25 protein-coding genes and 1 pseudogene are annotated in these 26,984 nt (G+C 72.1%); 11 read left to right on the top strand and 15 right to left on the bottom strand.

Features of this window, described 5'->3' with window-relative positions; translation table 11 throughout:
* Positions 1 to 74: 74 nt before the first annotated feature.
* Positions 75 to 1,346: a DUF1343 domain-containing protein gene (locus tag ABZ267_RS23175; protein WP_356754732.1), complete on the top strand. Its 1,272-nt coding sequence runs from the start codon at positions 75 to 77 to the stop codon at positions 1,344 to 1,346.
* Between the two features lie 49 nt (positions 1,347 to 1,395).
* Here the strand turns inward: ABZ267_RS23175 and ABZ267_RS23170 are convergent, their stop codons facing one another.
* Positions 1,396 to 1,878, bottom strand: coding sequence for a GNAT family N-acetyltransferase (locus tag ABZ267_RS23170; RefSeq protein WP_356754730.1), 483 nt, complete (start codon positions 1,876 to 1,878; stop codon positions 1,396 to 1,398).
* Positions 1,879 to 1,992: 114 nt separating this feature from the next.
* Positions 1,993 to 2,433: a hypothetical protein gene (locus ABZ267_RS23165; RefSeq protein WP_356754728.1), complete on the bottom strand. Its 441-nt coding sequence runs from the start codon at positions 2,431 to 2,433 to the stop codon at positions 1,993 to 1,995.
* 229 nt (positions 2,434 to 2,662) lie between these two features.
* Between ABZ267_RS23165 and ABZ267_RS23160 the strand changes: the two genes are divergently transcribed.
* Positions 2,663 to 3,286, top strand: coding sequence for a hypothetical protein (locus ABZ267_RS23160; RefSeq protein ID WP_356754726.1), 624 nt, complete (start codon positions 2,663 to 2,665; stop codon positions 3,284 to 3,286).
* 71 nt (positions 3,287 to 3,357) lie between these two features.
* Positions 3,358 to 4,077, top strand: coding sequence for a 3-keto-5-aminohexanoate cleavage protein (locus ABZ267_RS23155; protein WP_356754724.1), 720 nt, complete (start codon positions 3,358 to 3,360; stop codon positions 4,075 to 4,077).
* An 8-nt stretch (positions 4,078 to 4,085) separates the two neighbouring features.
* Here ABZ267_RS23155 and soxR read toward each other — a convergent pair whose 3' ends face one another.
* Positions 4,086 to 4,568 carry a redox-sensitive transcriptional activator SoxR gene (soxR, locus tag ABZ267_RS23150; protein WP_356754722.1) on the bottom strand — a complete coding sequence of 161 codons (483 nt, stop codon included), beginning with the start codon at positions 4,566 to 4,568 and terminating at the stop codon, positions 4,086 to 4,088.
* Positions 4,569 to 4,703: 135 nt separating this feature from the next.
* On the opposite strand from soxR, the gene ABZ267_RS23145 reads away from it, so the two are divergent.
* Positions 4,704 to 5,165 carry a MaoC family dehydratase gene (locus ABZ267_RS23145; RefSeq protein ID WP_356754720.1) on the top strand — a complete coding sequence of 154 codons (462 nt, stop codon included), beginning with the start codon at positions 4,704 to 4,706 and terminating at the stop codon, positions 5,163 to 5,165.
* Here ABZ267_RS23145 and ABZ267_RS23140 read toward each other — a convergent pair.
* The 3 genes from ABZ267_RS23140 to ABZ267_RS23130 all read right to left on the bottom strand — a co-directional run bounded on the left by ABZ267_RS23140 (position 5,156) and on the right by ABZ267_RS23130 (position 7,464).
* Positions 5,156 to 5,815, bottom strand: coding sequence for a TetR/AcrR family transcriptional regulator (locus tag ABZ267_RS23140; protein ID WP_356754718.1), 660 nt, complete (start codon positions 5,813 to 5,815; stop codon positions 5,156 to 5,158). The two genes, ABZ267_RS23145 and ABZ267_RS23140, sit on opposite strands and share 10 nt — an antisense overlap.
* 108 nt (positions 5,816 to 5,923) lie before the next feature.
* Positions 5,924 to 6,214 (bottom strand): YiaA/YiaB family inner membrane protein, encoded by a 291-nt coding sequence (locus tag ABZ267_RS23135; protein ID WP_015607581.1) that lies wholly within the window; start codon positions 6,212 to 6,214, stop codon positions 5,924 to 5,926.
* 98 nt (positions 6,215 to 6,312) lie between these two features.
* Entirely contained in the window at positions 6,313 to 7,464 is a 1,152-nt protein-coding gene (locus tag ABZ267_RS23130) for an acyl-CoA dehydrogenase family protein (RefSeq protein WP_356754716.1), read from the bottom strand.
* A gap of 78 nt (positions 7,465 to 7,542) precedes the next feature.
* Here ABZ267_RS23130 and ABZ267_RS23125 point away from each other — a divergent pair, with 78 nt between their 5' ends.
* Positions 7,543 to 8,223: a TetR/AcrR family transcriptional regulator gene (locus ABZ267_RS23125; RefSeq protein WP_356754714.1), complete on the top strand. Its 681-nt coding sequence runs from the start codon at positions 7,543 to 7,545 to the stop codon at positions 8,221 to 8,223.
* 304 nt (positions 8,224 to 8,527) lie between these two features.
* A complete protein-coding gene (locus tag ABZ267_RS23120; protein ID WP_356754712.1) occupies positions 8,528 to 9,505 on the top strand; it encodes a DMT family transporter in 978 nt (325 codons plus the stop codon).
* A 57-nt stretch (positions 9,506 to 9,562) separates the two neighbouring features.
* Here ABZ267_RS23120 and ABZ267_RS23115 read toward each other — a convergent pair whose 3' ends face one another.
* The 7 genes and pseudogenes from ABZ267_RS23115 to ABZ267_RS23085 form a co-directional block, all read right to left on the bottom strand.
* On the bottom strand, positions 9,563 to 10,642 hold the full coding sequence (locus ABZ267_RS23115; RefSeq protein ID WP_128849464.1) for a Zn-dependent alcohol dehydrogenase: 1,080 nt from the start codon (positions 10,640 to 10,642) through the stop codon (positions 9,563 to 9,565).
* 34 nt (positions 10,643 to 10,676) lie between these two features.
* A complete protein-coding gene (locus ABZ267_RS23110) occupies positions 10,677 to 12,071 on the bottom strand; it encodes an aldehyde dehydrogenase family protein (protein ID WP_356754710.1) in 1,395 nt (464 codons plus the stop codon).
* 186 nt (positions 12,072 to 12,257) lie between these two features.
* A pseudogene (locus ABZ267_RS23105) lies at positions 12,258 to 12,991 on the bottom strand (ATP-binding cassette domain-containing protein).
* A 148-nt stretch (positions 12,992 to 13,139) separates the two neighbouring features.
* A complete protein-coding gene (locus tag ABZ267_RS23100; protein WP_356754708.1) occupies positions 13,140 to 14,477 on the bottom strand; it encodes an MFS transporter in 1,338 nt (445 codons plus the stop codon).
* Positions 14,477 to 15,907, bottom strand: a complete 1,431-nt coding sequence (locus tag ABZ267_RS23095) for a citrate:proton symporter (protein WP_356754707.1) — start codon at positions 15,905 to 15,907, stop codon at positions 14,477 to 14,479. The genes ABZ267_RS23100 and ABZ267_RS23095 overlap by 1 nt, the downstream gene beginning before the upstream one ends.
* Positions 15,908 to 16,058: 151 nt before the next feature.
* On the bottom strand, positions 16,059 to 18,248 hold the full coding sequence (locus ABZ267_RS23090) for a molybdopterin-dependent oxidoreductase (protein WP_356754705.1): 2,190 nt from the start codon (positions 18,246 to 18,248) through the stop codon (positions 16,059 to 16,061).
* 222 nt (positions 18,249 to 18,470) lie between these two features.
* Positions 18,471 to 19,082 carry a TetR/AcrR family transcriptional regulator gene (locus ABZ267_RS23085; protein ID WP_356754703.1) on the bottom strand — a complete coding sequence of 204 codons (612 nt, stop codon included), beginning with the start codon at positions 19,080 to 19,082 and terminating at the stop codon, positions 18,471 to 18,473.
* Positions 19,083 to 19,255: 173 nt separating this feature from the next.
* Between ABZ267_RS23085 and hmgA the strand changes: the two genes are divergently transcribed.
* The 4 genes from hmgA to ABZ267_RS23065 all read left to right on the top strand — a co-directional run bounded on the left by hmgA (position 19,256) and on the right by ABZ267_RS23065 (position 24,148).
* Entirely contained in the window at positions 19,256 to 20,575 is a 1,320-nt protein-coding gene (gene hmgA / locus ABZ267_RS23080; RefSeq protein WP_356754701.1) for a homogentisate 1,2-dioxygenase, read from the top strand.
* Between the two features lie 159 nt (positions 20,576 to 20,734).
* A complete protein-coding gene (locus ABZ267_RS23075) occupies positions 20,735 to 21,508 on the top strand; it encodes a GntR family transcriptional regulator (RefSeq protein WP_356754753.1) in 774 nt (257 codons plus the stop codon).
* An 84-nt stretch (positions 21,509 to 21,592) separates the two neighbouring features.
* Complete coding sequence (locus ABZ267_RS23070; protein WP_356754699.1) at positions 21,593 to 22,894, top strand: type ISP restriction/modification enzyme; 1,302 nt, start codon at positions 21,593 to 21,595, stop codon at positions 22,892 to 22,894.
* 57 nt (positions 22,895 to 22,951) lie between these two features.
* The gene (locus ABZ267_RS23065) at positions 22,952 to 24,148 is read left to right on the top strand and encodes a CaiB/BaiF CoA-transferase family protein (RefSeq protein ID WP_356754697.1); all 1,197 of its coding nucleotides are present in this window, start codon (positions 22,952 to 22,954) and stop codon (positions 24,146 to 24,148) included.
* Positions 24,149 to 24,227: 79 nt separating this feature from the next.
* On the opposite strand, the gene ABZ267_RS23060 is transcribed toward ABZ267_RS23065, so the two are convergent.
* Positions 24,228 to 24,491, bottom strand: a complete 264-nt coding sequence (locus ABZ267_RS23060) for a hypothetical protein (protein ID WP_026242095.1) — start codon at positions 24,489 to 24,491, stop codon at positions 24,228 to 24,230.
* Between the two features lie 241 nt (positions 24,492 to 24,732).
* A complete protein-coding gene (locus ABZ267_RS23055; RefSeq protein ID WP_356754694.1) occupies positions 24,733 to 25,542 on the bottom strand; it encodes an SGNH/GDSL hydrolase family protein in 810 nt (269 codons plus the stop codon).
* 265 nt (positions 25,543 to 25,807) lie between these two features.
* Between ABZ267_RS23055 and ABZ267_RS23050 the strand changes: the two genes are divergently transcribed.
* The gene (locus ABZ267_RS23050) at positions 25,808 to 26,902 is read left to right on the top strand and encodes a DUF5925 domain-containing protein (RefSeq protein WP_356754693.1); all 1,095 of its coding nucleotides are present in this window, start codon (positions 25,808 to 25,810) and stop codon (positions 26,900 to 26,902) included.
* Positions 26,903 to 26,984: the final 82 nt, after the last annotated feature.

The following is a 26,984-nucleotide window of genomic DNA, read 5'->3' as shown; positions in this document are numbered from 1 at the left end:
GGTCGTTCCGTGCGGCCCGTACCCGCGCTAGCGTGCGTGGCCATGACAGTCGGCGCGATCATGGAGGTAGCGGAATGAGCCTGTCCCGACGTGGTGTGCTGGCCGCGGGAGGCGCCGTGGGAGCGCTGGCGGCGACGGCGGCCGGCACCGGTGGGGCCGCCGCCTCCGGCCGTGGCCCCGGGCACGGGCGCGGTCGCGTCCGCACCGGCTTCGACCGGCTGGCGGCCGACGGCTACCGGCTGCTGCGGGGCCAGAAGGTCGGGATCGTCACCAATCCGACCGGGGTCACCGCCGACGTACGGCACATCGTCGACGTGATGCATCCGGACGACCGGGTGAACCTGACCGCCGTCTTCGGACCCGAGCACGGCTTCCGGGGCACCGCGCAGGCGGGCGGCTCGGAGGGGCGGTACGACGACCCGGCGACCGGGCTGCCGGTCTACGACACGTACCTCAAGAGCGGGCAGCCGCTCGCGGACATCTTCACCGCGTCGGGCGTGGACACCGTCGTCTTCGACATCCAGGACGCGGGTGCGCGCTTCTACACGTACATCTGGACGCTGTACGACTGCATGGAGGCGGCCGCACTGGCGGGCAAGCGGCTGGTGGTGCTGGACCGGCCGAACCCGGTGACCGGGCGGGCGGCGCTGGGTCCGGTGCTGGATCCGGCGTACGCGACGTTCGTCGGGCGCCGGGAGATCGCGCAGGCGCACGGGATGACGGTGGCGGAACTGGCGCTGTTCTTCAACGCGGAGTTCCTGCACGAGAATCCGGTGCGGCTGGAGGTGGTGACGATGGAGGGGTGGCGGCGGTCGGACTTCTTCGACACGACCGGGCTGCCGTGGGTGCCGCCGAGCCCGAACATGCCGACGCCGGAGACGGCCCTCGTCTACTCCGGCACCTGCCTCTTCGAAGGCACGAACCTCTCCGAGGGCCGGGGCACCACGCGGCCGTTCGAACTGCTCGGCGCGGAGGGCATCGACCGCCGCTGGGCGGCCGCCGCGAACGCGCTGCGGCTGCCGGGGGTCGCGTTCCGGGAGGCGTACTTCGCGCCGACGTTCTCCAAGTTCCAGGGGAAGACGGTGGGCGGGGTGCAGGTGCACGTCCAGGACCGGGAGGCCTTCGACCCGGTCCGTACGGGCATCGCTCTGCTGGTGACGGCGAAGGAGACGTGGAGCGGCTTCGCCTGGCGCCCGGACAACTGGATCGACAAGCTCACCGGGAACACCAAGGTCCGCACGATGATCGACGCGGGAGCGGACACGGACGCGGTGGTGGCCGCGTGGCGGGCGGACCTGACGGCGTTCCGGGCGAAGCGGCGGAGGTATCTGCGGTACGGAGGGTAGTGCGGGCAGGGCCGGGGCTCACGCGGAAGCGCGCCCCGGCCCGCCTGTCTCAGCCGGTGAGGTCGAGGTCGCCGAGGTACTCGCCGTCGCTGGTCAGGCCGCGCTTGCGGTAGCCGAGCTTGAGGTAGAACTCCTCCGGGCCGCCCTCGCCGGGATGCCAGGTCACCGTCGAGACCGTCCCGCCGCGCCGCCGGATCTCCTCGTTCACCGCGCCCACGGCGAACCGCCCGTACCCACGGCCCTGCTCGCCGGCGGCGACGGCGAGCCGCCAGAGGCCGGAGCGCTTCGGAGCATCCGGCACATCGGCGTCGTAGTCGAACGCGACGTCGAAGAAGGCCATCACGAAGCCCACGATCCGGTCGCCGTCACAGATCAGCCGGGGCCAGGCGACGTCGGGATGCACATAGGCCTCGGCCAGCGACTGCGCGACCGGCGAGACGAACTTCCGCTGCTCGGGCGCGACTTCCAGCCGACAGGCGTCGAGCACCGTGTCGGGAGTGACCTTTTCGAGGCGGAGGGTGGCTGCTGTCATAGGGGCAGCCAACCGCACCCACCGGGCGCCGCGCCACCGTTTTTCCTGGTCAGATGGGCAATCTCCGTGGGGCGGGCGAGCCGCATCAACGTGGGCCATCGGCCCGTCGTCGCGTCAGCCGACCGTGCTCGCGCGCACCGGCGCCAAGACCGTACGGATGGTCGACGCACAGGCCACGGCCACCGCGACAGAGGCTGCCGCGAACAGCAGGGCGACCGGCGGACCGAGCCCCGCCGGACGGCCGTAGGTGGCCAGGCCCGCCACGCCGAGCAACGTCTGACCGAGGCCCACCAAGGCCGGCCAGGCCACCGTCAGAGCACGCGGCACCCGGGACCGGACGCGCTCCAGGCCCAGCAGGACCGCACCGCCGGTCAGGACCACCAGCGTGAGCACCAGCAGAGCGGCGTCGAGCAGGCTGAAGCCGGCGGGATCGGTGTGGTCGAGTTCCGCGGTGTCCGGCCGGAGCGTCATGAAGGCGATCTGCAGCAGGCTCACGTAGGCGACCTGGAGCAGCAACAGCGCGGGAGCGACGCGACGTGTGAGGAGGTGGATCATGCGTCGGTCTTCACGAGCTTCTTGTTCTTGATGATCCACAGCTTTCCGTTCTTGACGCGACTGACGCACGGTCGATTCCACGGGCGATCATGTCGCTGCGGAGAGCCGCCTCCTTGTCGCAGGGGGGAGTCTCAGCCAATGGACGGTTTTCATCTTTCGATGGAGCCGAAACGGGCAGACGTACGTCCACTCCTTGACGCCGATGGACGAACGACGGAGGTGGCGGTGCATGGCCGGTTTCCGGAGTCTTGCGAGACAGGTCCGCGATCCACGGAGCGATCTGGCGCTGCGGCGGTACTCGCTGCGCAAGTGCCTGGAGAGGTTCGCTCCGTACGGACACCGGGCGACCTGGGACCATCTGTGCGCCCGGCACGGGATCGATCCCGAGGACCGGGCACCGGATCCGGCGCGGCTGCTGAGCGCGCTGACGGAGCTGGAGGAGGCGCGGGCCATCTGGCTCGCCTACGAGGCGGGGTTCGCGGAGCGGCGGCGGCGCGAGAAGCACGAGGGCCTGCGGCGGCCCGGCGCGTTCGACGACTGGCACCGCCGGACGTGGGGCGGCCACGGGGTGGCGCGCTGCGCGGACCCGGAGGTGCATCCCAGCGAGCCGCTCGCCGAGGTGCTGCGCCGGCTGATCGCGGCGCTCGGCTCCGGCCCCGGTTCCGCCTGCCCGGTCTGCGCGGACACCGGGATCGAGTGGCGGCAGGAGCGGGAGCGCGGGCACGAGCCGTGGTCGGGTCCGGTGTGCACGGCGTGCGGGATCGCGGTGCCGCAGCCGGTGCTGACGGACCGCACGCTGGCCAGGGCCCGGCTGGTACGGCACCGGAGGCTCGCCGCGGCGGCAGCGGCGTAGGGACGGGTACCGGAGCCCTGGAGCGGTCGCTCCCGAGGCCGTTGTCAGTGGCGGATGTCACCATCGGGGACATGATCCAGGTCTGCCTGAACGGCCGGCGCGGTGCGGAGGCTTCGGCCGCCGTGCCCCTGTCCCCCGAAGCGCTGGCCCGGTCGGCGGCCGAGGCCGTCGCCGCCGGTGCCACCGACATCCATGTGCATCCGCGGACCCCTTGCGGGCAGGACACGCTCTCGCCCCGGGTGGTGGCCGCGACGCTGACGGCGATACGGGCGGCGGTGCGCGTCCCGGTCGGGGTGACGACGGGCGCCTGGGCCGAGCCGGACCCGCGGCGCCGGCTGGAGCGCGTACGGGAGTGGTCGGTGCTGCCCGACCACGCCTCGGTCAACTGGCACGAGCCGGGAGCCGAGGAGCTGGCCGCCGCGCTGCTGGAGCGCGGCGTGGGCGTGGAGGCCGGGCTCTGGTCGGGCACGGAGGGGCACCGCCTCTTCCGCCGCTCGTCCGTGGCGCCCCGGGTCCTGCGGGTGCTGGCCGAGGTCACCGACACCGACCCGGCGACGGCGACCGGCTCGGCCCGGCTGCTCCTCGCCGAGGTGGGCGACGCGCACGGCCGCCCGGTGCTGCTGCACGGCGAGGACGGCGGCGCCTGGCCGGTGGCCGCGCTGGCCTTCCGGCTCGGCCTGGACACGCGGATCGGCGCGGAGGACGTGACGGTGCTGCCGGACGGCCGCCCGGCCCGTTCGAACGCGGAACTGGTCACCGCGGCGGTGCGGTTACGACAGGACACGCCGTAGGAGTTGTCCTACTCCTGCTCGTCGGCCGCGGCGCGGCGGCGCTCGGGCATCAGGCGGGAGCCGGTGATGCGTTCGCCGGAGATGTCGTCCGGGTTGGAGAGCACGCAGTTCTCCAGCGAGAGACAGCCGCAGCCGATGCAGTCGGTCAGATGGTCGCGCAGCCGGTGCAACTGCGTGATGCGCTCGTCCAGTTCCCGGCGCCAGGCCTCGGAGAGGCGGGCCCAGTCGTCCCGGTTCGGTGTGCGCTCCTCGGGCAGGGAGGCGAGTGCGTCGCGGATCGTGGCCAGCGGGATGCCGACGCGTTGGGCCGCCCGCACGAAGGCGACGCGGCGCAGGGCGTCGCGGGAGTAGCGACGCTGGTTGCCGCTGGTGCGGCGGCTGCTGATCAGGCCCTTGGACTCGTAGAAGTGCAGAGCGGAGACAGCGGCGCCGCTGCGCGCCGAGAGCTGGCCGACCGAGAGTTCGTGGAGTGTCTGTGGGATCTGTGGCACTCCGCAGACCCTACTGCTCCACCGGTAGCCTCCACCGCCCGATCGTTGACAGGAACGCACCGCACCAGGATGCTGAGCAAGCGCTTAGACATCGCGCCGGACGGCGCGGAGAGCCGGAAGGCAGGGAGCCGGAACATGGCAGAGCCGAAGATCTTCACGTCCGCACAGGAGCTGCGCGACGGAGTGGGCGAGCAGCTCGGACACAGCGACTGGCTGGAGGTCGACCAGAAGCGGATCGACCTGTTCGCCGAGGCGACCGGTGACCACCAGTGGATCCATGTGGACCCGGAGCGCGCGGCGGCCGGACCGTTCGGCACGACCATCGCGCACGGCTATCTGACGCTCTCACTCCTGCCCGCGCTGGTGCCGCAGGTGATGCGGGTCGAGAACATGAAGATGGGCATCAACTACGGGACCAACAAGGTCCGTTTCCCTTCCACCGTCCCGGTCGGCTCACGGCTGCGGGCCACGGCGGTGCTCACCAACGTCGAGGAGGCCGGCGGCGGCGTGCAGATCACCGCGCTGGTCACGGTGGAGCGCGAGGGCGGCGAGAAGCCGGCCTGTGTGGCCGAGTCGGTGTCGCGCTACTACTTCTGAGCGGCGGATTCCGGTGCGGCGGATCCTGCCGCCCGGGCTCCGACCATCCGCAGGACGAGGTCGGCGTAGAGCGCGCCGACCTCGTCGGGCGTGCGGCTGCCCTGCGCGTTGAACCAGCGGGCCACGTCGATGCAGAGCGAGAGCACGGCGAGGGTGGTGCCGGGAATGTCGGGGACGTCGAACTCGCCCGCCCGCACGCCATCGCTGATGATCCGGCGCACCACCGCGTCGCTCCGGCGGCGCAGCTCGACGATCTCGGTGCGGTGCTCGGGGCCGAGGGCGTCGAGCTCGTACTGGACGACGCGCGCGGTGGTGTGGCGCTCGGCGTGCCAGCGGACGAAGGACCGTACGGCTCCGGCGAGCCGCTCGGCGGCCGTGCCGTCCCGGTCGGCCTCGGCCTGGAGCACGTACAGCGCCCGGTCGTGGCCGATCTTGCTGATCCGGTGGAGCAGCTCTTCCTTCGTCTTGTAGTGGATGTAGAGCGCGGCCGGACTCATCCCGGCCCGGCCGGCGATGTCGCGGGTGGTGGTCGCGTGGTACCCGCGCTCGGCGAAGGCGTCGACCGCGGCGACGAGGAGCCGCCTGGCCGCCTCGGGCGTGACCTCGCCCCAGGGAGCGTCGTCGCCGCTCGTCTCCTCCGCCGTACTCATCGCCCAGGGCCCCTCTCCGTCAACAGGACGAACACCATACCCCGAACCTGAGCAAGCGCTTAGGGGCGTCCCATGGGGCGGTGCGGATTTCGGAGCTTCCGGAAGGGGTCAGAGCTTCTGGAAGGGGTCGTGCTCGGCGAGGATCTTCTCCAGCCGGGCCTGGTCGACCCGGCTGACGATCTGCCCGGCCTCCTGCCGGTCCCTGATCACCTTGGCCAGGGTGAAGCAGGACGTCACGAGGTAGAGCACCCCGATGGCGAGGAAGCCGCGCACCCAGGCGTCGGCGTCGAGGAAGAAGATACCGAGGGCCACCGCGCCCATCGCCACCAGGAAGGAGGCGACGGCCTGGCCGTAGAAGGCGGCGGTGCTCTGCTGCTTGACCGATGTCGTGTCACTCATGGGCCCAGCATCCGCCGACGTGGCGCACGCCACATCCGTGCCGGTACTCAGCGGCGTACTCAGACACCCCCTACGAGCCGGGATCACGGCAGTCGCGATCAGAACGCCGAGACGCCCGTCAGCGCGCGGCCGATGATGAGCTTCTGGATCTGGCTGGTGCCCTCGTAGAGCGTCATCACGCGGGCGTCGCGGAGCAGCTTGCCGACCGGGTACTCGTCGATGTAGCCGTAGCCGCCGAAGACCTGGATCGCGTTGTTGGCGCAGCGGACAGCGGCCTCGGAGGCGTACAGCTTGGCCTGCGAGGCGGCGGTGGCGAACTCCTGGCCCCGGTCGATCAGGTCGGCGACCCGCCAGGTGAGCAGCCGCGCCGCCTCGACGTCCACGGAGATGTCACTGAGCAGCTCCTGGACGAGCTGGTGGCCGGCGATGGACGTGCCGAACTGCTCGCGCTCACCGGCGTACCGTACGGAGGCGTCCAAGGCGGCCTGGGCGATGCCGACGCAGCCGGCCGCGACCGACATCCGGCCCTTGGCGAGGGCCGACATGGCGACGGTGAAGCCCTTGCCCTCGGGACCGAGGAGGGTGCCGGCCGGAACGCGGACGTCCTCCAGGACCAGTTCGGCGGTGGCCTGGCCACGGAGGCCGAGCTTGCCGTGGATGGTGCGGCGGGTGAGGCCGGGGGTGTCGGCGGGGACGAGGAAGGCGGAGACGCCGCGGTGGCCGGGGGCGTCGTCGGTGCGGGCGAAGAGCAGGACGACGTCGGCCCAGGTGCCGTTGGTGATGAACATCTTGGTGCCGTTGATGACGTAGTCGCCGCCGTCGCGCACGGCCCGGGTGGCGAGGTTTCCGGCGTCCGAGCCGGTGCCGGGTTCGGTCAGGCCGAAGCAGCCGATCGCCTCGCCGGAGGTGAGCCGCGGCAGCCACTGCCGCTTCTGCTCCTCGCTCCCCCAGGACGCGACGGTCTTGGCGACCAGGCCGAGCGAGACGGAGACGATGCCGCGGACCGAGGAGTCACCACGGCCGAGCTCCTCGGTGACCAGGCAGTACGTGAGGTGGTCGCCGCCGGAGCCGCCGTACTCCTCGGGGACGGTGAGGCCGAGGAAGCCGAGCGCACCGAGCTTCTTCACGATCGACCTGTCGACATTCTCGGCCCGGTCCCAGGCGACGACGTGCGGCGCGACCTCGCGGCCCACGAACTCCTCGGCCAGCCGCCGGACGGCCTCCTGCTCCTGGCTGAGCTCCAGGTTCATCGCGCGCCACCTCACCTCTCGCACAGCACTTTAATTAGCACTGCTAGTTTCTGGTTCGCAGCGCCTACTATGAGCCGCATGGCCCGACCGCGCAAGCCCCTCCTCAGCAGAGACCGCATCATCGAGGCGGCGAGCGCGCTCGTGGACGCCGAAGGGCTCGACGCCGTCTCGACGCGCCGGCTGGCGGCGGTGCTGGGGGTCAGCGGGCCCTCGCTCTACAACCACTTCCGCAACAAGGACGAGATCCTCGACGCGGTCGCCGACGCCGTCTCCGTACAGGTCGATCTGTCGATGTTCGACGAGTTGGACCCGCGTGACTGGCGGGAGGCACTGCACGACTGGGCGCTCTCCTACCGGGCCGCCCTTGCCGCGCACCCGCACATCGTGCCGGTCCTGGCACGGGGTCCGGGTCGCCGGCCGGCGGGGCTGCGGGTCGCGGACGCGGTGTTCGGGGCGATGGTGGGGGCGGGGTGGCCGGCGGCGCAGGCGACGCGGATCGGGGCGCTGATGCGGTACTTCATCACCGGGTCGGCGCTGGGGTCGTTCGCCGGGGGGTTCGTGGACGACGAGAGTGCGTACGATCCGGCCGACTATCCGCACCTGGGGCAGGCGCATCTCCTGGCGGAGCGGTGGCGGCAGGTGGACGAGGGGGCGTTCGAGGTGGGGTTGCGGGCGTTGCTGGACGGGTTGGCGCTGCAGTTCGAGGAGTACGGGGCGCCCTGGGGTTCACCCGACGCCCCTCGCCCGCCCAGCGCCTGAGGCCGGAGCCGCGCTTACAGCCCGTCCGGCGTTTGAGGACGGGCCCGCACATCCAGCCCGTCCGGCGTTTGAGGACGGAAGCCTGGTCGTGGGCCGGGGCGACCCATCCGTGTCCGGAAAGCCATGGTGCGGCCTTGTCCGAGGCACCGGTTCCAACCTCAAACGCCGGATGGGCTTGGTGTGAGCGGGCGGGCCGGGTTGGTGCGGCCTCGTCGAAGGGACGAGCCAGAAGCGGCGGTCCGCCAATTGACGGGACCCCGCAATTCGGTGGGAGCCCAAGCGTTTCCGCTCTACGGTCGTGGCCATGACGACGACCCCCGCTCCCCCGGCCACCCCCGCTCCCGCCCGGTCCTGGCGGGCCACCGCCGCCGCCTGCACCACCGTGGTCCTGTGGGCCTCCGCCTTCGTCTCCATCCGCAGTGCGGGCGAGGCCTACTCACCCGGTGCGCTCGCCCTCGGACGGCTCCTCTCCGGCGTGCTGGTGCTCGGCGCGATCCTCCTCGTACGGCGGGAAGGGCTTCCGGGTCGCGGGGCCTGGCGCGGAATCGTCACGTCCGGGGTGCTGTGGTTCGGGCTGTACATGGTGGCGCTCAACTGGGGTGAGCAGGAGGTCGACGCCGGTACGGCCGCGATGCTCGTGAACATCGGGCCGATCCTGATGGCGCTGATGGGCGCCCGCATGCTCGGCGAGGGGCTGCCGCGCCGGCTGCTGCTGGGCATGGGCATCTCGTTCTCCGGCGCGGTCGTCGTCGGCCTGGCGATGTCCGGGCACGGCAGCTCGTCCGTACTGGGCGTGGCGCTCTGCCTGCTGGCGGCCGTGGTGTACGCGCTCGGCGTGGTGAGCCAGAAGCCGGCGCTCGCGTACGGTTCCTCGCTCCAGATCAACACCTTCGGCTGCCTGATCGGCGCCGTCGCCTGCCTGCCGTTCACCGGCGTGCTGATCTCCGAGGCGGCCGACGCGCCGATGTCCGCCACGCTGAACATGATCTACCTCGGCGTCTTCCCGACCGCGCTGGCCTTCACCACCTGGGGCTACGCACTGGCGCGGACCACGGCGGGCCGGATGGGCGCCACCACGTACGCGGTTCCGGCGATCGTGGTGCTCATGGCGTGGGTGCTGCTGGACGAGGTGCCGACGCCGCTCGGCGTTCTCGGCGGGCTGCTCTGTCTGGCCGGGGTGGCGGTCTCCCGGAGCCGTCAGCGGCCTGCTCCAGCGCATCCGGCCCCGCCGGTGGTGGAAGACCGTCCCGACGCGGAGCACCGGAGCGCGCGGCGACCGTGACGCCGCCTTCCCGGTGGCCCGGTGACCTCCACGTCGCCGGGCCACCGGGGCGAGCGTCTAGAACACCACCAGCGCCCGGCCGCCCTTGCCCGCGATCATGTTGTCGAACGCGGCCGGAATGGAGTCCAGCGCGATGCGTTCGGTGACCATCATCGACAGGTCGAAGCGGCCCGCGCGGATGTGGTCGGCCAGGGCCGGCAGATCGCGGGCCGGGTCGCTGTTGCCGTAGACGCAGCCCGTCAGGGACCGGCCCCAGTGGAAGATCTCCAGGGCGTTGAAGGTGACCTCCTGGTCCTTGCCGCCGATCCCGACGACCGTCGTACGGCCGCCGCGCCGGGTGGACTCCCAGGCGGCCCGGATGGTCGCGGGCCGGCCGACGCACTCCACGGCGACGTCCGTGCCCTGGCCGCCGGTGAGTTTGCGGATCTCGCGCGGGGTGGTGGCGGAAGCGATGACGTAGTCGGTGGCTCCGGCCTGCCGGGCTAGTTCCTCCTTGGCCGGTGAGACGTCGACCGCGATGATCCTGGAGGCGCCGGCGATCCGGGCCGCCTGGAGGACGGCGAGGCCGACGCCGCCGATGCCGAAGACCACCACGCTCTCGCCTTCGCGGACCCGCGCGCTGTGGTGGATGGCCCCGTAGCCGGTGAGAACCGCGCAGCCGAGGAGCGCCGCGTCGGTGAGCGGGATGCCGTCGGGGGCCGGGAGCACGCAGTTCGCGGCGACGACGGTCTCCTCCGCGAAGGCCGCCACGTTGAGTCCCGGGTGGAGGTCGGTGCCGTCCGCCGTACGGGCGTGGAGGTTGGCGGTCCCCTTCAACGCGTCGGCGCAGAGCCAGACCTCGCCGATCCCGCAGTGGAAGCAGGCACCGCAGGACGGCGCCCAGTTGAGGACCACGCCGTCGCCGGGCGCGACGTGCGTGACGCCTTCGCCGACCGCCAGGACCGTACCGGCTCCCTCGTGGCCGAGGACGGCCGGCACCGGGACCCGCATGGTGCCGTTGGACAGGGACAGGTCGGAGTGGCAGACGCCCGCCGCGGCGAGCGCGATGCGCACCTGGCCGGGACCGGGCTCGGGCAGGACGATGTCGGTGATCTCCAGCGGAGCTCCGACGGCGGGCAGTACGGCGGCGCGGACCACGAGCAGACTCCTTGACGGGAAAGGGTTACGGAGGTCAGAACTGGAGCGACTTGGTCTGGAGGTACTCCGCCAGACCGTGCGGACCCAGCTCGCGGCCGACCCCGGACTGCTTGTAACCGCCGAACGGGGCCAGCGGGTTGAACCGGCCGCCGTTGATGTCGACCTGTCCGGTGTCCATCCGGCGGGCGAAGGCCACCGCCTGCTCGTCGTCGGCCGCCCACACGGCTCCCGCGAGCCCGTACACCGTGTCGTTGGCGATACGGAGGGCGTCGTCCACGTCCTCGTAGCGGAGGATCGAGACCACCGGGCCGAAGATCTCCTCCTGGGCGATGGTCATGTCCGGGGTGACGTCGGCGAAGACGGTGGGGCTGACGTAGTAGCCGGTCGGCAGGGGCGCGGCGGGGCCTCCGGCGATCAGCCGGGCGCCCTCGTCCATCCCCTTCTGGATGTAACCGCTCACCCGCGCCTGCTGCTTGGCGTTGACCAGCGGGCCGACCCGCTCGCCGGGCGCGTACTTGAGTACGGCCTGCGCCGCGAGCTCCACGGCCTCGTCGTACCGCTCGGCGTCGACCAGCATCCGGGTCCAGGCGCTGCACGTCTGGCCGGAGTTGGTCATCACGTTGGCGATGCCCACGTTGACCGCCTTGGCGAGGTCGGCGCCGGGCAGGATCACGTTGGCGGACTTGCCGCCGAGTTCGAGGGCGACGCGCTTGATCGCGCCTCCGGCGGTGGCGCCGATCTGCCTGCCGACGGCGGTCGAGCCGGTGAAGGAGACCAGGTCGACGCCTTCGTGCTCGGCGAGCGCCTGTCCGGCGACCGGGCCGAGGCCGGTGACGAGGTTGAAGACCCCGGGCGGCAGACCGGCGGCCTCGGTGGCCTCGGCGAAGAGCTGGGCGGTGAGCGGAGTGTCCTCGGCCGGCTTGAGGACGACCGTGCAGCCGGCGGCGAGGGCCGGTGCGACCTTGGCGACGATCTGGTGGAGCGGGTAGTTCCACGGAGTGATCGCGCCGACGACTCCGACCGGCTCCATGAGGACGGTGGAGTTGCCGATCTTCTCCTCGAAGGAGTACGAGGCGGCGAGTTCGGCGTACGAGGCGGCGACCAGGACCGGCACGGCTGCGTGGACCATCTGCGAGAGCGGCAGCGGCGAGCCCAGCTCGGCGGTGATCGTCTCGGCCATGTCGTCCTTACGGGCCGCCAGCGCGTCGCTCAGCGCCGAGAGGCGGGCGGCACGCTCGGCGGGCGGAGTGGCGGCCCACGCGGGGAACGCGGCGCGCGCGGCCTTCACCGCCGCGTCCACGTCCTCGGCCGTGCCCGCCGGTACGCGGGCGATGAGCTGCTCGTCGGCCGGGTTCACGACCGCGATCGTGTCCTGGCCGGCGGCGGGCCGCCACGCGCCGCCGATGTACATCTGGTCATGGGCCTTCATGGCTGTTTCCTCCCGGTCGGGTTGTGCACGACGCCGACGTACTGTCGTCTGCCCCGACCGCCCAAACTAGCGCCGTTAGTTTTCCGGCGCCAGGGAGCTTCCGGAGACGCCCGTCACGCCCGGCACGCCCCCGTCGTGCCGGTCACGCCGGGAGCGTGCGCCTCCTCCGGCTCCGCGGCGGAAGCCTCAGCCGTCCAGCCCCGGCACATCTTGCGGCAGCGGGCAGATGCGGCGGCCGTAGTGGTCGAAGACGTACAGGTGGGCCAGGTCCACCAGCAGCGGCACCTGGCCGCCGGTCCGCAGGCGCATGTCGGGTCCGGTGCGCACCACCAGGTCGCCGGAGATGACGGAGGGCCGGTCCGGAGTGCGGACAGCCGCCGGGTCCGGCGCGGGTTCGTCGAGCGTGACGACCGGGCCGCTGATCCGTGTTGCGGCCCGGCCTTTGAGCCGGTCCAGAACGCCGAGTGCGCCTTGCGCGCTGCCTCCGGTACGGCCCACTGCGGCTCTCCGGCGGCGGGCCATGGGCCGGGGCTGGGCCGATTCCAGGTCCGGGACGACGGCGGGCCGCGAACCGGTGTCGAGGTGGACCAGCGCCTCGTGGCCCTGGTACTCGACGTGCTCCACGATCCCGCTGAGCGCCACCTCACCGGGACGCGCGTGACTCGGCGGTGCGACACCATCACCATTCCGCGCTCGCGCGGCGGGATGTGGTTGGCGAACTCGCCGTCCAGCAGCAGCTCGCCTTCGCCGATCTCCTCCAGGCCCGCGATCATGCGCAGCACGGTCGACTTGCCGCAGCCGGACGGGCCGAGCAGCACGACGAACTCGCCGGGTTCGATGGAGAGCGAGAACCGGTCGACGGCACGCCGGTCCCGTCCGTAGCTCTTGCTGACGTGGTGCAGGGAGATGGCGCGCGTCATGAGGTGTCCCCGGGATGAAGGCGTACGAGGTGTACGTCGCGGTGGGGAGCGGCTCTGGAGGGAAGCTAGCCCACCGGGCGGGGCGTGGGAATGACTCGCGCGAAGGTTGGGACGCGTGGGGCGTACGGGGTTGGGTGCGGCGGGTGTGTCAGGAGGGCTTGCGGTCGGCCACGGGCGCGCTGTCGTCCTGCTCCCGTTCGCGTACGGACACGGGCTCCGGCGGTCCTACGGAGGTCGGTTCCGGCGGTACGGACGTCGGTTCCGGTGGTACGGAGGTCCGGGCCGTTCGTCCGCTGCGCAGGCCCAGGCCCGCCGCGGCCAGCAGCAGGGCGCCGAGCAGCGCGAACGGGGCCGCCGCACCCGCCGTACCCGCGATCAGGCCGGCAGCGGCGGGAGCGGCGGCCTGGCCGAGCCGGTTGCCGGTGAGGCGCAGGGCCAAGGCGGTGGACCGGGCCTCGGCGGGCGCGGCCTGGACCACCGTGGTCATCGAGAGCGGCTGGCCGGCGCCGAGGCAGAAGCCGAGTGCGGCCAGCATGACGGCGAGCGCCGGTACGGGGACCGGGAGGACCATGCCCGCGCAGAGCAGGCCGGCCAGCAGGCAGCTGGTGGTCAGCAGGGCCGTCCGGCCGAGCAGCCGCAGCATCGGGGTCATCACCAGACGGCAGGCGATGGTGGCGGCGGCACGCAGGCTGAGCAGCAGCCCGACCGTGGCCGGCGCGATGCCCCGGTGTTCGCCGACGACCGGCAGGTAGGCGGTGAGGATGTCGGTGGCGGACAGGACGGCCATGCTGATGAAGATCCCGGCCGGCACGCCCCGCGCACCGAGGATCCTGGTGACCGGAACCTTATCCGCGGCCTTGTGCACACCAGGCCCGGCGCCCGGCGTACGCCGGTGCTCGATGCGCCACAGCGAGGTGAGCGCCACCGCGCAGACCCCTGCCGAGACGAGGAGCGCGAGTGCGCTCGTACGACCAAGAGCACCGCTCTCTCCGGAGATCAGCGCTCCCGCCGCGATCGGGCCGCCGAGCTGGCCGAGCGAGGCACCGATGGTGAAGTGGCCGAAGTCGCGGTCCTGTTCGGCTGGTGCGGACTGCCGCGCCACGATCGACTGCGCGCCGATCACGAAGCAGAGGTGGCCGAGGCCCATCACTCCGCTCCAGGCGGCCATCGCGGGCAGCGAGGAGACGACACCGCTGAGCGCGCAGCCGCCGGAGATCAGCACCACGCCGATCGGCAGCAGCGGCGCGCACCGGCCGTGGTCGGTGCGGCGGCCGAGCGGGACGGCGGCGAACAGCGGCAGCAGGGCGTAGACGCCGGCGATGACGCCGACCGCCGTCTCGTCCGCACCGAGCGCGAGGGCCCGGTAGGAGACGGCGGGCCGCGCCATCGACACCGCTCCCTGCGCGAAGGCGAAGGCGATGACGAGGCGCAGCAGCCAGCCTCTGCCGGATCCGGGACCGGCCCCGGGCCGTCGCGCGCGTGACATCAGATCGTGCCGAACAGAATGCCCGCCCCGAGCACCACCAGCGAGGTCAGCACCGCCCACTTCACGGTGAACCGGGTGTGGTCGCCGAACTCCACCTTCGCCATGCCGACCAGGACGTACACGGCCGGGACCAGCGGCGAGGACATGTGCAGGGCCTGGCCGGCCAGCGAGGCGCGGGCGATCTCCAGCGGAGAGACGCCGTGGGCCGCGCCTGCCTCGGCGAGGACCGGGACGACACCGAAGTAGAAGCCGTCGTTGGACATGAAGTAGGTGAGCGGCAGGCTGAGCAGCCCGGTGACGATGGCCATGTGCGGGCCCATCGCGTCCGGCACGGCACCGACGACCCAGTCGGCCATGTGCTCGACCATCCCGGTGCCGGTCAGGACGCCGGTGAAGACGGCGGCGGCGAAGACCATGCCGGAGACGTTGAGGACGTTGTCGGCGTGGGCGGCGATCCGGGCCCGCTGGTCGGGCATGTGCGGGAAGTTGACGGTGAGGGCGAGAGCGGCACCGAGGAGGAAGAGGACCGGGATCGGCATCAGTTCCATGATCATGGCCGTCAGCAGGGCGACGGTGAGACCGGCGTTGAACCAGTAGAGCTTGGGCCGCAGCGTGGAGCGGTTCGGGTCGAGGCCCTTGAACTCCTCGTCGTCGGCGTTCTCCTCGTCATCGTCACCGTCCTGCGTGAGGTCCGCCGATCCGGTGCCGCCGGAACCCTTGCGCAGACGGTCCTCGCCCGCACCGCCCGTACCGCCGGCGCCCGCCATCACGGTCTCCTGCTCCGGCTCCCGTACAAGCGCCTCGTCCAGCGTGAGGATGCCCAGGCGCTTGCGCTCGCGGAGCCCCAGCACGTACGAGAGCAGGAACACGGCGAGCAGTCCGACGGCCAGCGCCGGGATCATCGGGACGAAGATCTCCGAGGCGTCCAGCTTGAGCGCGGTGGCGGCGCGGGCGGTCGGGCCGCCCCACGGCAGGGTGTTCATGACGCCGTTCGCCGTGGCGGCCACACCGGTCATGACGACCAGGCTCATTTTCAGGCGTTTGTAGAGTGGATACATCGCCGAGACCGTGATCATGAACGTGGTGGAGCCGTCGCCGTCCAGCGAGACGATCGCGGCGAGCACCGCCGTACCGACGACGATCCGCATCGGGTCCGCCTTGCAGAACCGCAGGATGGCCCGGACGATCGGGTCGAAGAGGCCGACGTCGATCATCACGCCGAAGTAGACGATGGCGAACATCAGCATGGCGGCGGTCGGCGCCAGGTTGCCGACGCCGTCGATGACGTAGTCGCCGAGCTTCGCTCCCTGTCCGACGGCGACACAGAAGAGTGCGGGGATCAGTACGAGCGCCGCGATCGGCGACATCTTCTTCGTCATGATCAGGACCAGGAAGGTCGCGATCATGGCGAAGCCGAGGATTGTCAGCATGGGGGATACCTAACGTTCATCCTTGAACTCCCACCGGTCTCGGCGGTCGGTCCGGACGACGTTAGGTGCCTCCTCGAAGAGTTAACAAGACGTTGACGCGTGAGCAATACGAGCAAAACCCCAGGTCAACGCGGTGGTGTTACGGAGAGGGTCACGGGGACGGCGTCACCGTCACCGGAATGGCGTTCAGGACGGCGGTGCCGGAGAGCGGATCGAGCAGCGTGCCGTCGAGCAGCTGGTTCACGTTGGCCCCTGGATGGGCGGCGGCGACGGACATCCTGGTCCCGGGACGGCTGTGGCCCCATCCGTGCGGAAGGCTCACCACTCCGCTGCGTACGGTGTCCGTGATCTCGGCCGGAGCCTCGATCCCGCCGCCGGCCGACTCGATCCGTACGGTCGTCCCGTCCACGAGCCCGAGCCGGGCCGCGTCGTCGGGGTGGATCTGGAGCGTGCAGACGTTGGAACCGCCGCTGAGCGAGCCGACGTTGTGCATCCAGCTGTTGTTGGAGCGCAGATGGCGGCGGCCGACGAGGACGAGCGGTGCGGCCCGCTCGTCCAGCGCCCGGCGCAGGCGCGGCAGGTCGGCGGCGATCGGGTCCGGGAGCAGTTCGATGCGGCCGGAGCGGGTGCGCAGGATCTCCGGGACGCGGGGTTTCAGCGGGCCGAGGTCGATGCCGTGCGGATGGGCGAGGAGCTGGTCCAGCGTGAGGCCGTACGGGCCGAGGCGGAGCATGAGGTCCAGGCGGCGTTCGGGGCCGCTGTCGCCGGTGAGCTCGTCGGCCAGCTCCTTCGGTGCGCCGGCTTTGGTGAGCGCGGTGGTGATGGCCAGGTCGTCGACGGCTGAGGGCGGGGCACCGTGCATCCCGTTCACCGCGAGGATCAGCCGGGCGTGGATCTCGCTCTCGTCCCGCCGCCCGCCCTCCAGCGGGACGGGCGCGCGGGTGTAGCGGACCTGGTTGTGGACGGCGAAGGAGTTGAACGCGAAGTCGAAGTGGGCGCTCTGCGAGGGCGGCGGCGGAGGCAGGACGACGTCCGCGTGGCGCGAGGTCTCATTCAGGTACGGGTCGACGCTGACCATGAAGTCGAGGCGGCCGGCGAGCGCCGCGTCGAGCCGGTCGCCGTCCGGCGCGGAGAGGACGGGGTTGGCGGCGAGGACGACGAGAGCGCGGATGCGGCCCTCGCCCGGCGTCTCGATCTCCTCCGCGAGTGCGGCGATGGGCAGTTCGCCTTTGGCCTCGGGATGGCCGGAGACCCGGCTCGACCAGCGGCCCAGTGCGAAGCCCTTGCCAGGGGTGGCTTCGCGCGGTGCGCGGGCCGTCGCGGAGAGCGGGAACAGCGCGCCGCCGGGGCGGTCGAGGTTGCCGGTGAGGATGTTGAGGACGTCCACCAGCCAGCTGGCGAGGGTCCCGTGCTCGACGGTGCAGCTGCCAATCCGGCCGTAGACGGCGGCGGTCGGAGCGGCGGCCAGTTCGTGGGCGAGCGCGGTTATGGTGGCCGCGTCCACATCGCAGGCGTCGGCGACCGCGTCCGGCGTGAAGTCGGCGAGAGCGGCGGCGAGTTCGTCCGCTCCTTCCAGGTGCTCGGCGAGTACGCCGGGGTCGGCGAGCTTCTCCTGGAGCAGGACGTGGGCCATCGCGGCGAGCAGCAGCGCGTCGGCCCCCGGCCGGATCGCCACGTGCCGGTCGGCGAGGCGGGCGGTCCGGGTGCGGCGCGGATCGATGACGGTGAGCGTGCCACCGCGCCGGCGCAGCGCCTTGAGGCGGCCGGGGAAGTCGGGGGCCGTACAGAGGCTGCCGTTGGACTCCAGCGGGTTGGCGCCGATCAGGAGGAGGTGGTCGGTGCGGTCGAGATCCGGTACGGGGATGGCGTTGGCGTCACCGAAGAGGAGGCCGCTGGAGACGTGCTTCGGCATCTGGTCCAGGGTGCTCGCCGTGAAGACGTTGCGGGTGCGGAGGGCGGCGAGCAGGAGAGGCGGGTAGAGGGCGCCTGCCATGGTGTGGACGTTGGGGTTGCCGAGGACGACACCGACGGCCTGCGGGCCATGGGCTTCGACCAGAGCCGGTATGCGTGCGGCGATCCGGTCGAACGCCTCGGTCCAGGACGCCTCCCGCAGCTCCCCCATCCCGTCCTCGTCCCGTACGAGCGGGACGCGGAGCCGGTCCGGGTCGGCGTCCAGACCTCCGAAGGACGCGCCTTTGGGGCAGATGAAGCCCCGGCTGAAGATGTCGTCCCGGTCGCCGCGCGCACCGGTGACGGTCGTCCCCTCGATGGTGAGGGTGAGGCCGCAGGTGGCCTCGCAGAGGGGGCAGATACGCGGTGCTGTACGGGAGTCGTGGGACATGGGCCCTCCCCGGGGCGACGGCGGTGACGGCGGTGACGGCGGTGCCCGTAAGGACGGCGGTGGCGACGCTGACGGCACCGCGAGCATACCGACCGGTACGCATGGCGGGGAGGTGTCGGACGGCGGGCACTTCGACGGCAAGCCGACGAGCCCGCCACCTCTAGGGCCTTTCGTTGGGATCAGGCCGGGCTAGCGGGCCCGGCCTGATCCGAACGAAAGGCCCTAGTCCAGGATCTGCGCGAGGTACGCCCGGACCAGCGTCCGGGTCTCGGCGACGATCGCCGGATCGCCCGACGGGTCCGTACGGAAGGCGAGCTGGAGCAGCGCGTCGGCGGCCTCGACGCTCACCAGGATGGCCCGCAGCAGCTCGGGGCCGGGGTCGCGGCCGAGGTGTCCGGCGAGGAGTTCGGTGAGCCGGCCCGCGAGGCGCCGGTTGGCGTCGTCGCCCGCGTCCTGGTCCGGCGCCGGAGGCCCGAAGTCGACCAGCGCGAAGCCGGGCACGGACCGCTTCATCGCCAGGTACTCGTCCAGCACCGCGTCGATCGCGCCGCGCCAGTCGTCGGCGGGAAGCGCGTCGAGCCGGGCGGTGATGCGCTCGGCGTAGAGGTCCAGGTTGCGCAGCGCGAGGGCCTCGACCAGGGCGCGTTTGTTGGAGAAGAAGCGGTAGACGGAACCGATGGGCACATCGGCGCGCGACGCGACGTCACGGGTGGAGAGCTGTTCGTAGCCGGTCTCGTCGAGCAGCCCGGCACAGGCGTCGAGTATCCGGGCGAGCCGGTCGGCGCTGCGCTGCTGCACGGGGGCGCGGCGGAGGTTCGGGTTCGGGTGGGGCACGGACCCATGATGCCGTGGACCATCCGGCAGCCGTCCGCAAGCCCCTCGGACGCCGGACGACCCCCGAATGGCGTGATCCAAGCCGTTGACGCGCCCGCCTCCTATTCCTACGGTGTCCCATAGGATTCGTTGTCCGGCGGATTCAAGGGCTTCACGGTCACCGGGAGTGCGGGATGAGCGGCATCGAGCAGGCGCGGAAGACGGCGGAGGGACTGACGTACTCCTCCGGTTTCGGCAACGAACACAGCTCGGAGGCGGTTCCGGGCGCGCTGCCGCACGGCCGTAACTCTCCGCAGCGCGCACCTCTCGGCCTCTACGCGGAGCAGCTGAGCGGCTCCGCCTTCACCGAACCCCGCGCCGACAACCGCCGCTCCTGGCTCTACCGCATCCGCCCCTCCGCCGCACACCCGGCCTTCACCCGGACCGACAACGGCGGTCTGCGCACGGCGCCCTTCACCGACTCCGTGCCGGACCCGAACCGGCTCCGCTGGAACCCGCTGCCCGATCCCGCGCCCGGCACGGACTTCGTCGGCGGGCTGTGGACGCTCGGCGGCAACGGTGACGCGGCCCAGCGCACCGGTATGGCCGTGCACCTCTACCACGCCAACTCCTCGATGACGGACCGGGTGTTCAGCGACTCCGACGGCGAACTGCTGATCGTCCCGGAGCGCGGCGGCCTGCTGCTCCGTACCGAACTGGGCCTGCTGCGCGCCGAACCGGGCCATGTCGCGCTCATCCCGCGAGGCGTCCGCTTCCGGGTGGAGCTGCTGGAGGAGACCGCACGCGGGTACGTCTGCGAGAACTACGGCCGCCCGTTCGTGCTGCCGGACCTCGGGCCGATCGGCGCCAACGGCCTGGCGAACGCACGGGACTTCCTGGCTCCCGTCGCCGCGTACGAGGGCGAGGACCGGCCGGTGGAGGTGGTCAACAAGTTCTGCGGCAACCTCTGGTCGGCGACGTACGACCACTCGCCGCTCGACGTGGTCGCCTGGCACGGGAACCACACGCCGTACGTCTACGACCTGCACCGGTTCAACGTCATCGGCTCGATCAGCTACGACCACCCCGACCCCTCGATCTTCACGGTGCTCACCTCGCCGTCCGACACGCCGGGTCTGGCCGGTGTCGACTTCGTGGTCTTCGCGCCGCGCTGGCTGGTCGGCGAGGACACGTTCCGGCCGCCGTACTTCCACCGGAACGTGATGAGCGAGTACATGGGCCTGATCGACGGCGCGTACGACGCGAAGGCGGACGGCTTCGTCCCCGGTGGCGGCTCGCTGCACAACATGATGTCGGCGCACGGACCGGACCGCGAGACCTTCGACCGGGCGAGCGCGGCGGAGCTGAAGCCGCAGAAGATCGACGACGGACTGGCCTTCATGTTCGAGACCCGCTGGCCCATCATCGCGACCTCGCAGGCGGCCGGCGCCGACCATCTGCAGCGCGGTTACGACGATGTGTGGCAGGGTCTGAGCCGCGACTTCCGGCCGTAGAGAGCTGCTGCGGGGACGGGCCACAGGCGGCCGGAGGGGCCCGGAGCGCGGGACGGGGACGACGACGTGACAGAGAGCCATGAGACGACGGCTGCCGAGGCGGAGACCACCGAGGTGCGAGCCGCCGAGGTGGGGACGCCTGAGGACGCGGAGGCCCGGGTGAGCCCGGTGGACCGCGCGCACCCGCCCGCCTTCGCGCCCGACTCGCTCGTCCTCAACCGGAAGCTGCCGCTCTGGTACCAGGTCTCGCAGTCGCTGCGGGCCTCCATACTCGGCCGTCCGCAGGACGCCTCCCTCCGGCTGCCCACCGAGGAGCAGCTCGCCGGCCACTACGGGGTCAGCGTGCTCACGATGCGGCAGGCGCTGAAGGAGCTGGAGACGGAGGGGCTGATCAGCCGGCACCGGCGGCGCGGCACCTTCATCGAGCCGCGCGCCCGGCGGGTCTCGCCGGTCCGGCTGCTGGGTTCGGTCGACGCGATCGTCGCTCAGCAGTCCGGTGAGGCGACGACGGTTCTCGGCCATGGTCCGGTGCCGGTGCCGGGCGACCTCGCCGAGTTCTTCCCGGGCTGCGCCGAGGTGGTCAGCTACCGGCGGCTGCGCCGCGACGGCGAGAGCGACGAGCCGACCAACTGGGCGGAGAACGCGGTGCGCTCCGACATCGCCGCCCGCATCGACGTGGCCGACCTCGAACGCTGGCCGATGACCAAGGTGCTGCGCGATGTCGTCGGCGTCCGCATCTCCCGGATCACCGACACGGTGGAGGCCCGCCTCGCCGACCCGGTCACCGCCGAACTCCTCCAGGTCCCGCTGCTCAGCCCGATCCTGCACTACACGGGCGTGACGTACGACGAGGAGAGCCGCGTCGTGGATGTGGCCCGGATCCGCTACCGGGGCGACCGGTTCTCGTTCTCCGTGACGGTGGAGGCCCACTAGGGGGTGCCTGTCCTCGCCGTTACGATGCGAACGGGTCACGGCGGGCAGGGCCGGACGGGAGCAGCGGATACGGGAGGACGCTCGGTGGCAGCGCGCAGGACCGCGGCGGCGGGAGCGGCGACGGCGGCCGGATCGGGCGAGGACACGGCGTCCGTGGGGCTGGACGAGCTGATGCCGTGGTCGGTGCGGCCGCTGAGAACCGGCCGCACCTGGGTGAGCGGACCCGATCCCGCCGCGCTCCGGGCCCGTTGGGAGCGGCTCGCCGCCGCCGAGGGCGCCGAGCAGGAGCGGCTGTTCCGCCCGAGCCGCTCCCGTACGCCGCACACGCCGGTCGCCGCGCTGCCCGGCCGGTCCACCACCGGCACCGGCCGCTTCGCCCGTGAACCCGGCGCGTGCCCCGACCCCGTACGGATCGCGCACGGCCCGTTCGACGAGCAGTGGCTGCTCCCCGACCAGCGGCTGATCGACGCGGCCCGGCCGGAGCTGTGGCGGGTCGGCGACGACCGGCAGCTCTTCGCGGTCGAACACGGTCACGTGCCGCAGTCCGCCGCCGGACCCGCCCTCTCGGTGACCCACCTCCTCCCCGACGGCCACTCCCCCGCCGGCCGCCCGGGCCGGATCCGGCCGCTGTACCGGCGGCCCGGCGCCACCGACCCGAACCTGGCGCCGGGCCTGCTGGACGTCCTGCGTACGCGGCTGGGGCCGGAGGAGACCGACGCCGAATCCGTACTGGCCTGGATCCTCGCCGCCGCCCGGCCCTCGCCGTCCGGCTGCCGGGTCCCGCTGCCGGCCGACGCCGAGGTGTGGGCGGCCGGGGTGGAGCTCGGCCGGGAGCTGGTACGGCTGCACCTGCGCGGAGCCCGGGACGGCGAGCGGCCCCGGCTGCCGGGCGGGCGCAGGCCCTACGTCCGGGCGGCGCTGCCGGCCCGGCCCACCGGGATCGGGTACGACGCGGAGGCCGAGGCGCTGGTGGTCGGCGATGGCCGGATCTCGCCGGTGCCGGCGGGGGCCTGGGAGTTCACGGTGAGCGGGGTACGGGTGGTGGAGCTCTGGTTCGAGCGCCGGGCGGCGGCAGCGGTGGGCGCGGTGGCCGAGGGACCGTCCGGGGACGGGCTCGACGGTGGCGGGCTGGACGCGGTCGGAGCGCGCGGGTGGATCCCGGAGTGGACCTCGGAGCTGCTGGAGATCATCACCGTACTGGCCCTCCTCGACGGTCTGCGGCCCCGGCAGGCGGCGTTGCGGGCCCGGCTGGAGCGGGCGCCGCTGATCTCGCGGGACGAGCTGCGGGCGGCCGGTGTGCTGCCGGTCCCGGCCTCCGCACGGCGGCCCGCCTCGGTCCTCGGCCACCAGGAGGAGGGTCCGGAGGGGCAGTTCGCGCTGCTGTGAGCCTTCTGCGAGGGGCCGGTGTGGCAGATGCGCGATGCACAAGGTAAGCACGGGGCCATGAACACATCGCCACTCCCTCTCGACGGCATCACCGTGGTGGCCGTCGAACAGGCCGTCGCCGCTCCTTTCGCCACCCGTCAGCTCGCCGACCTCGGGGCCAGGGTCATCAAGGTGGAGCGCCCGGACGGCGGCGACTTCGCGCGCGGCTACGACACGGCGGCCCGCGGTCTCGCCTCGCACTTCGTCTGGTGCAACCGCGGCAAGGAGTCGCTCGCCGTCGACCTCAAGGACCCGCGCGGTCTGGCGGTGGTACGTGAACTCGTCGCCGGCGCCGATGTGTTCGTACAGAATCTGGCTCAGGGCGCGGCGGCCCGGCTCGGGCTGGACGCCGCCACGCTCTGCGCGGCGCACCCGCGGCTGGTGGCCGTGGACATCTCCGGTTACGGGGAGAGCGGACCGTACGCGCACAAGCGGGCCTACGACATGCTCGTGCAGTGCGAGGCGGGTCTGGTCTCGGTCACCGGGACGGCCGAGCAGCCGGTGAAGGCGGGTATTCCGGCGGCGGACATCGCGGCCGCCATGTACGCGTACTCCGGAGTGCTGGCGGCGCTGGTTCGGCGCGGCACGACCGGGCGCGGCGGGCCGGTGCAGGTCTCGATGCTGGACGCGCTGGCGGAGTGGATGGGCCATCCGCTGCACCAGGGGATGCACGGGTCCGCGACTCCGCCGCGTACCGGGCTCGCGCACTCGGTGATCGCGCCGTACGACGCGTACGGCACGGCCGACGGTGAGCAGGTGCTGCTCTCCGTGCAGAACGACCGGGAGTGGCGGCGGCTCGCCGAACAGGTGCTCGTAAGGCCGGAGTTGGCCGACCATCCGGACTTCGCGACGAACACCGCGCGCACCGCCAACCGGAAGCGGACCGACGAGGTGGTGACGCGGGCGCTGGCGCGGCTGACGGGTCAGCAGGCGCTGGACGCGCTGGAGGCGGCAGGAATCGCGTGTGCGCGGCTGAACACGGTGGCCGGTGTGGCGGCGCACCCGCAGTTGGCGGCGCGGGACCGGTGGCGGGAAGTGGAGTCACCGGTGGGGCCGTTGCGGGCGCTGCTGCCGCCGGTCGTGCTGCCGGGCGGCCCGGAACCTTCGATGGGTGCCGTACCGGCGCTGGGTGAGCACACCGACGCACTGCTGCGAGCCGTGGGGATGACGGACGAGCAGACATCGGCGCTGCGCCGGGACGGAGTGATCGCCTGAGCCACGCCGGGCGACGGGTGCCACGAGCGGTAGGGCCGCCCCGAGCGGTGGGCCGGCCCCGTGGTCGACGTGGCGTCGGTCAGTGGCGGCTGCCGAAGAGCGAACGCCGCAGTCGCCGCAGCGGCGCGAAGAGCGACACACGGGCGCTCCTGCTCCGGCGGGTGTGCGCGGCGTCACGCGAGGTCAGCTCACGCATCAGCAGCGTCGCTTCCGCCGACTCGCGCTGCGGGACGACAGGGCCGCCGAGCACCGCGAGATGGCGGTCGAGGCGCGTACTGGTCGCACCGCTTCCGCATGTGATGGCAGGCACTCGCGGCCTGCTCCGCACCGTTATCTGTTCCATGTCACTCCCCACCCGTACGAGGGCACCCGGTCCGGGCAGGTTAACCCTATCGCCCCACGGTGACACACGGGTATCCCGTCTGCGGGACCAGCACACCTATACGGAGGTTGACGACCAGTTACCGAATCCGCCCGATTCCAGGGCGACTTCGGACAGTTCGGATGGATTGTTCGACGGAGCGGGAGGCCCCGGCGGCCGGGACCTCCCGCTCAGGAGGATGGTTCGCCGTTCAACTCGCCTGTCAGGCGGCCGACTTGAAGACCGGCAGGTATCCGCCCGACTGTCCGGCGGCGGTGGGGTGGTAGGACTCGCCGATGTTGAGCCAGTTCACGCTGTGCAACCAGGAGTTGCCCGAGCAGATCTCGTGTCCGGTGAAGGTCGTCCTGACGTCACCGAAGGTGAAGCCGTGGTCGGCGGCGCGCTTGGCGGTGGCGGTGTTCAGGTGGTCGGAGGCGCCGTTGATGGCGGAGCGCTCCTTCTCGCTGAGACCGGCCAAGCAGGCGCCGCTGAGCTGGTAGAAGCGCGGGTAGCCGAGGACGACGACGCGGGCGGAGGGCGCCTTGGCCTTGATGGCGGAGTACACGGAGTCGAGCCGTGCGGGCAGGGTCGAGTCGACATAGGCGCGGGCGGTGGCGATGCGGCTGAGGCAGGTGGCCTCGGACTGCAGGACACAGGTCGTCATGACGTCGGCGAAGCCGGCGTCGTTGCCGCCGATGGAGATCGAGACGAGGTCGGTGGAGGCGTTGAGCGGTCCGAGCTGACCGCTCGTGACGTCGTTGGTCCTGGCACCGGAGCAGGCGGTGAAGGCGAAGCTGGACGGGGAGTTGGCGTTGGCCCAGAGCCGGGGGAAGGCGCGGGTGCTGCGTTTGCAGTCGCCGCTGGAGCTCTCGTAGCTGCCGGCGCCGACACCGGAGGAGTACGAGTCGCCGAGAGCGACGTAGTCGACGGCCTGGGCGGAGGAGTCGGCGTTCGCGATCCCCGCACCGGTCAGGGCGAGGGCGGCACCGAGCAGGAGCGAGGACGAGAACGCCACGAGTCTGGACATTTTCATGGGGGGACTCCTTGAGCAGGGGTAACTGCGTTACTCCGTAGTAGCAGCGCACTCGGCTCGCCGGAAGTGTTCATGCCAAAAATAAGTGGTGAGTGCTTCCGTCCGCCGTCCGGAGTTCAACGCGCGCGCCTTGACGCGCCGGTGTCGTGACGTCATCCGTTGCGCGCGTCCGGAGGCGGGCGGCCAGGCGCCGTCCGGAAGCGTGCCGGGTCGGGCCGGTGAAACCTGGGTGCGTGGGGTGGCGCCGTGCCGGATCATGGGCGCCATGTCTGCCAATCCCGAGTCCGCTCTGCCGATCCGGCTCACCGTCGACGACAGCGATTCACCGTCCGACGTCGTCGACGCGCTCTTCCTCGGCCGTTTCGCGACGGGCGAGCAGCCGTACTCCCACAGCTCCTCCCTCGACCGGGTCAAGGCCGGAGCGACCCTGCTGCCGCCGCACGCCTCGGTGCTGCGGTCCGCCCGCGACGACGACCGCAGCGCCACGCTGGCCGAGGGCGACGGCTGGACCCTGCTGATCTCGCGGTGGAGCCGGGGCGCGGACGTCACGGTCACCGCGACCACCGCCGAGCTGGCGGAGAAGGTCCTCGGGCAGGCGACGGACGGCGCGCGGGACGAGCCGGAGCCGCAGCCGGACAACGTGACCATGGGCTTCTGGTACGTCTCGCCGCGCCGCGGCCCGTACCGCACCACCCGGCAGATCGCCGCCGGGAGCTGGGACGAGGTCCGGCCCAACTACACCGCGCCGGTGGCCGATGCCATGGACCGGCTGATGAAGGTCACGCCGGACGACATCGCCGGCAGGCTGCTCCTGCTGCACGGGCCGCCCGGCACCGGCAAGACCTCCGCTCTGCGCACGCTGGCCCGGTCCTGGCGCGACTGGTGCCAGGTCGACTGCGTGCTCGACCCGGAACGGCTCTTCAACGACGTCGGCTATCTGATGGACATCGCGATCGGCGAGGACGACGGCACGGCGAAGGGCCGGTGGCGGCTGCTGCTCCTGGAGGACTGCGACGAGCTGATCCGCGGCGAGGCCAAGCACACCGCGGGCCAGGCGCTGTCCCGGCTGCTGAACCTGACGGACGGTCTGCTCGGCCAGGGCCGGAACGTGCTGGTGGGCGTCACCACCAACGAGGACCTGGAGCGGCTGCACCCGGCGGTCGTCCGGCCGGGCCGCTGCATGGCCCGGATCGAGGTGGGCCCGCTGACCCGCCAGGAGTCGGTGGCCTGGCTGGGCACGGAGGAGGGCGTGAACCGGGAGGGCAGCTCACTCGCCGAGCTGTACGCGCTGCGCCGGGGCTTCGGCCCCGCGTCGGTGCCGAAGCAGGACGCGGGGGCGGACGCGGGGCTGTACCTGTAGGTCGTGCGGGATCTGTAGGCGGTACGGGGATGGGCGCGAGAGCCGGTACGGGGCACGGCTGTCCGTAGCCGGTACGGGAGCG

This window comes from Streptomyces sp. NPDC006174 (genome assembly GCF_040614075.1).
Taxonomy (GTDB): Bacteria; Actinomycetota; Actinomycetes; order Streptomycetales; family Streptomycetaceae; genus Streptomyces.
The sequence above is the reverse complement of the archived record's forward strand: the minus strand, read 5'-3'. Positions and strand labels throughout refer to the sequence as shown.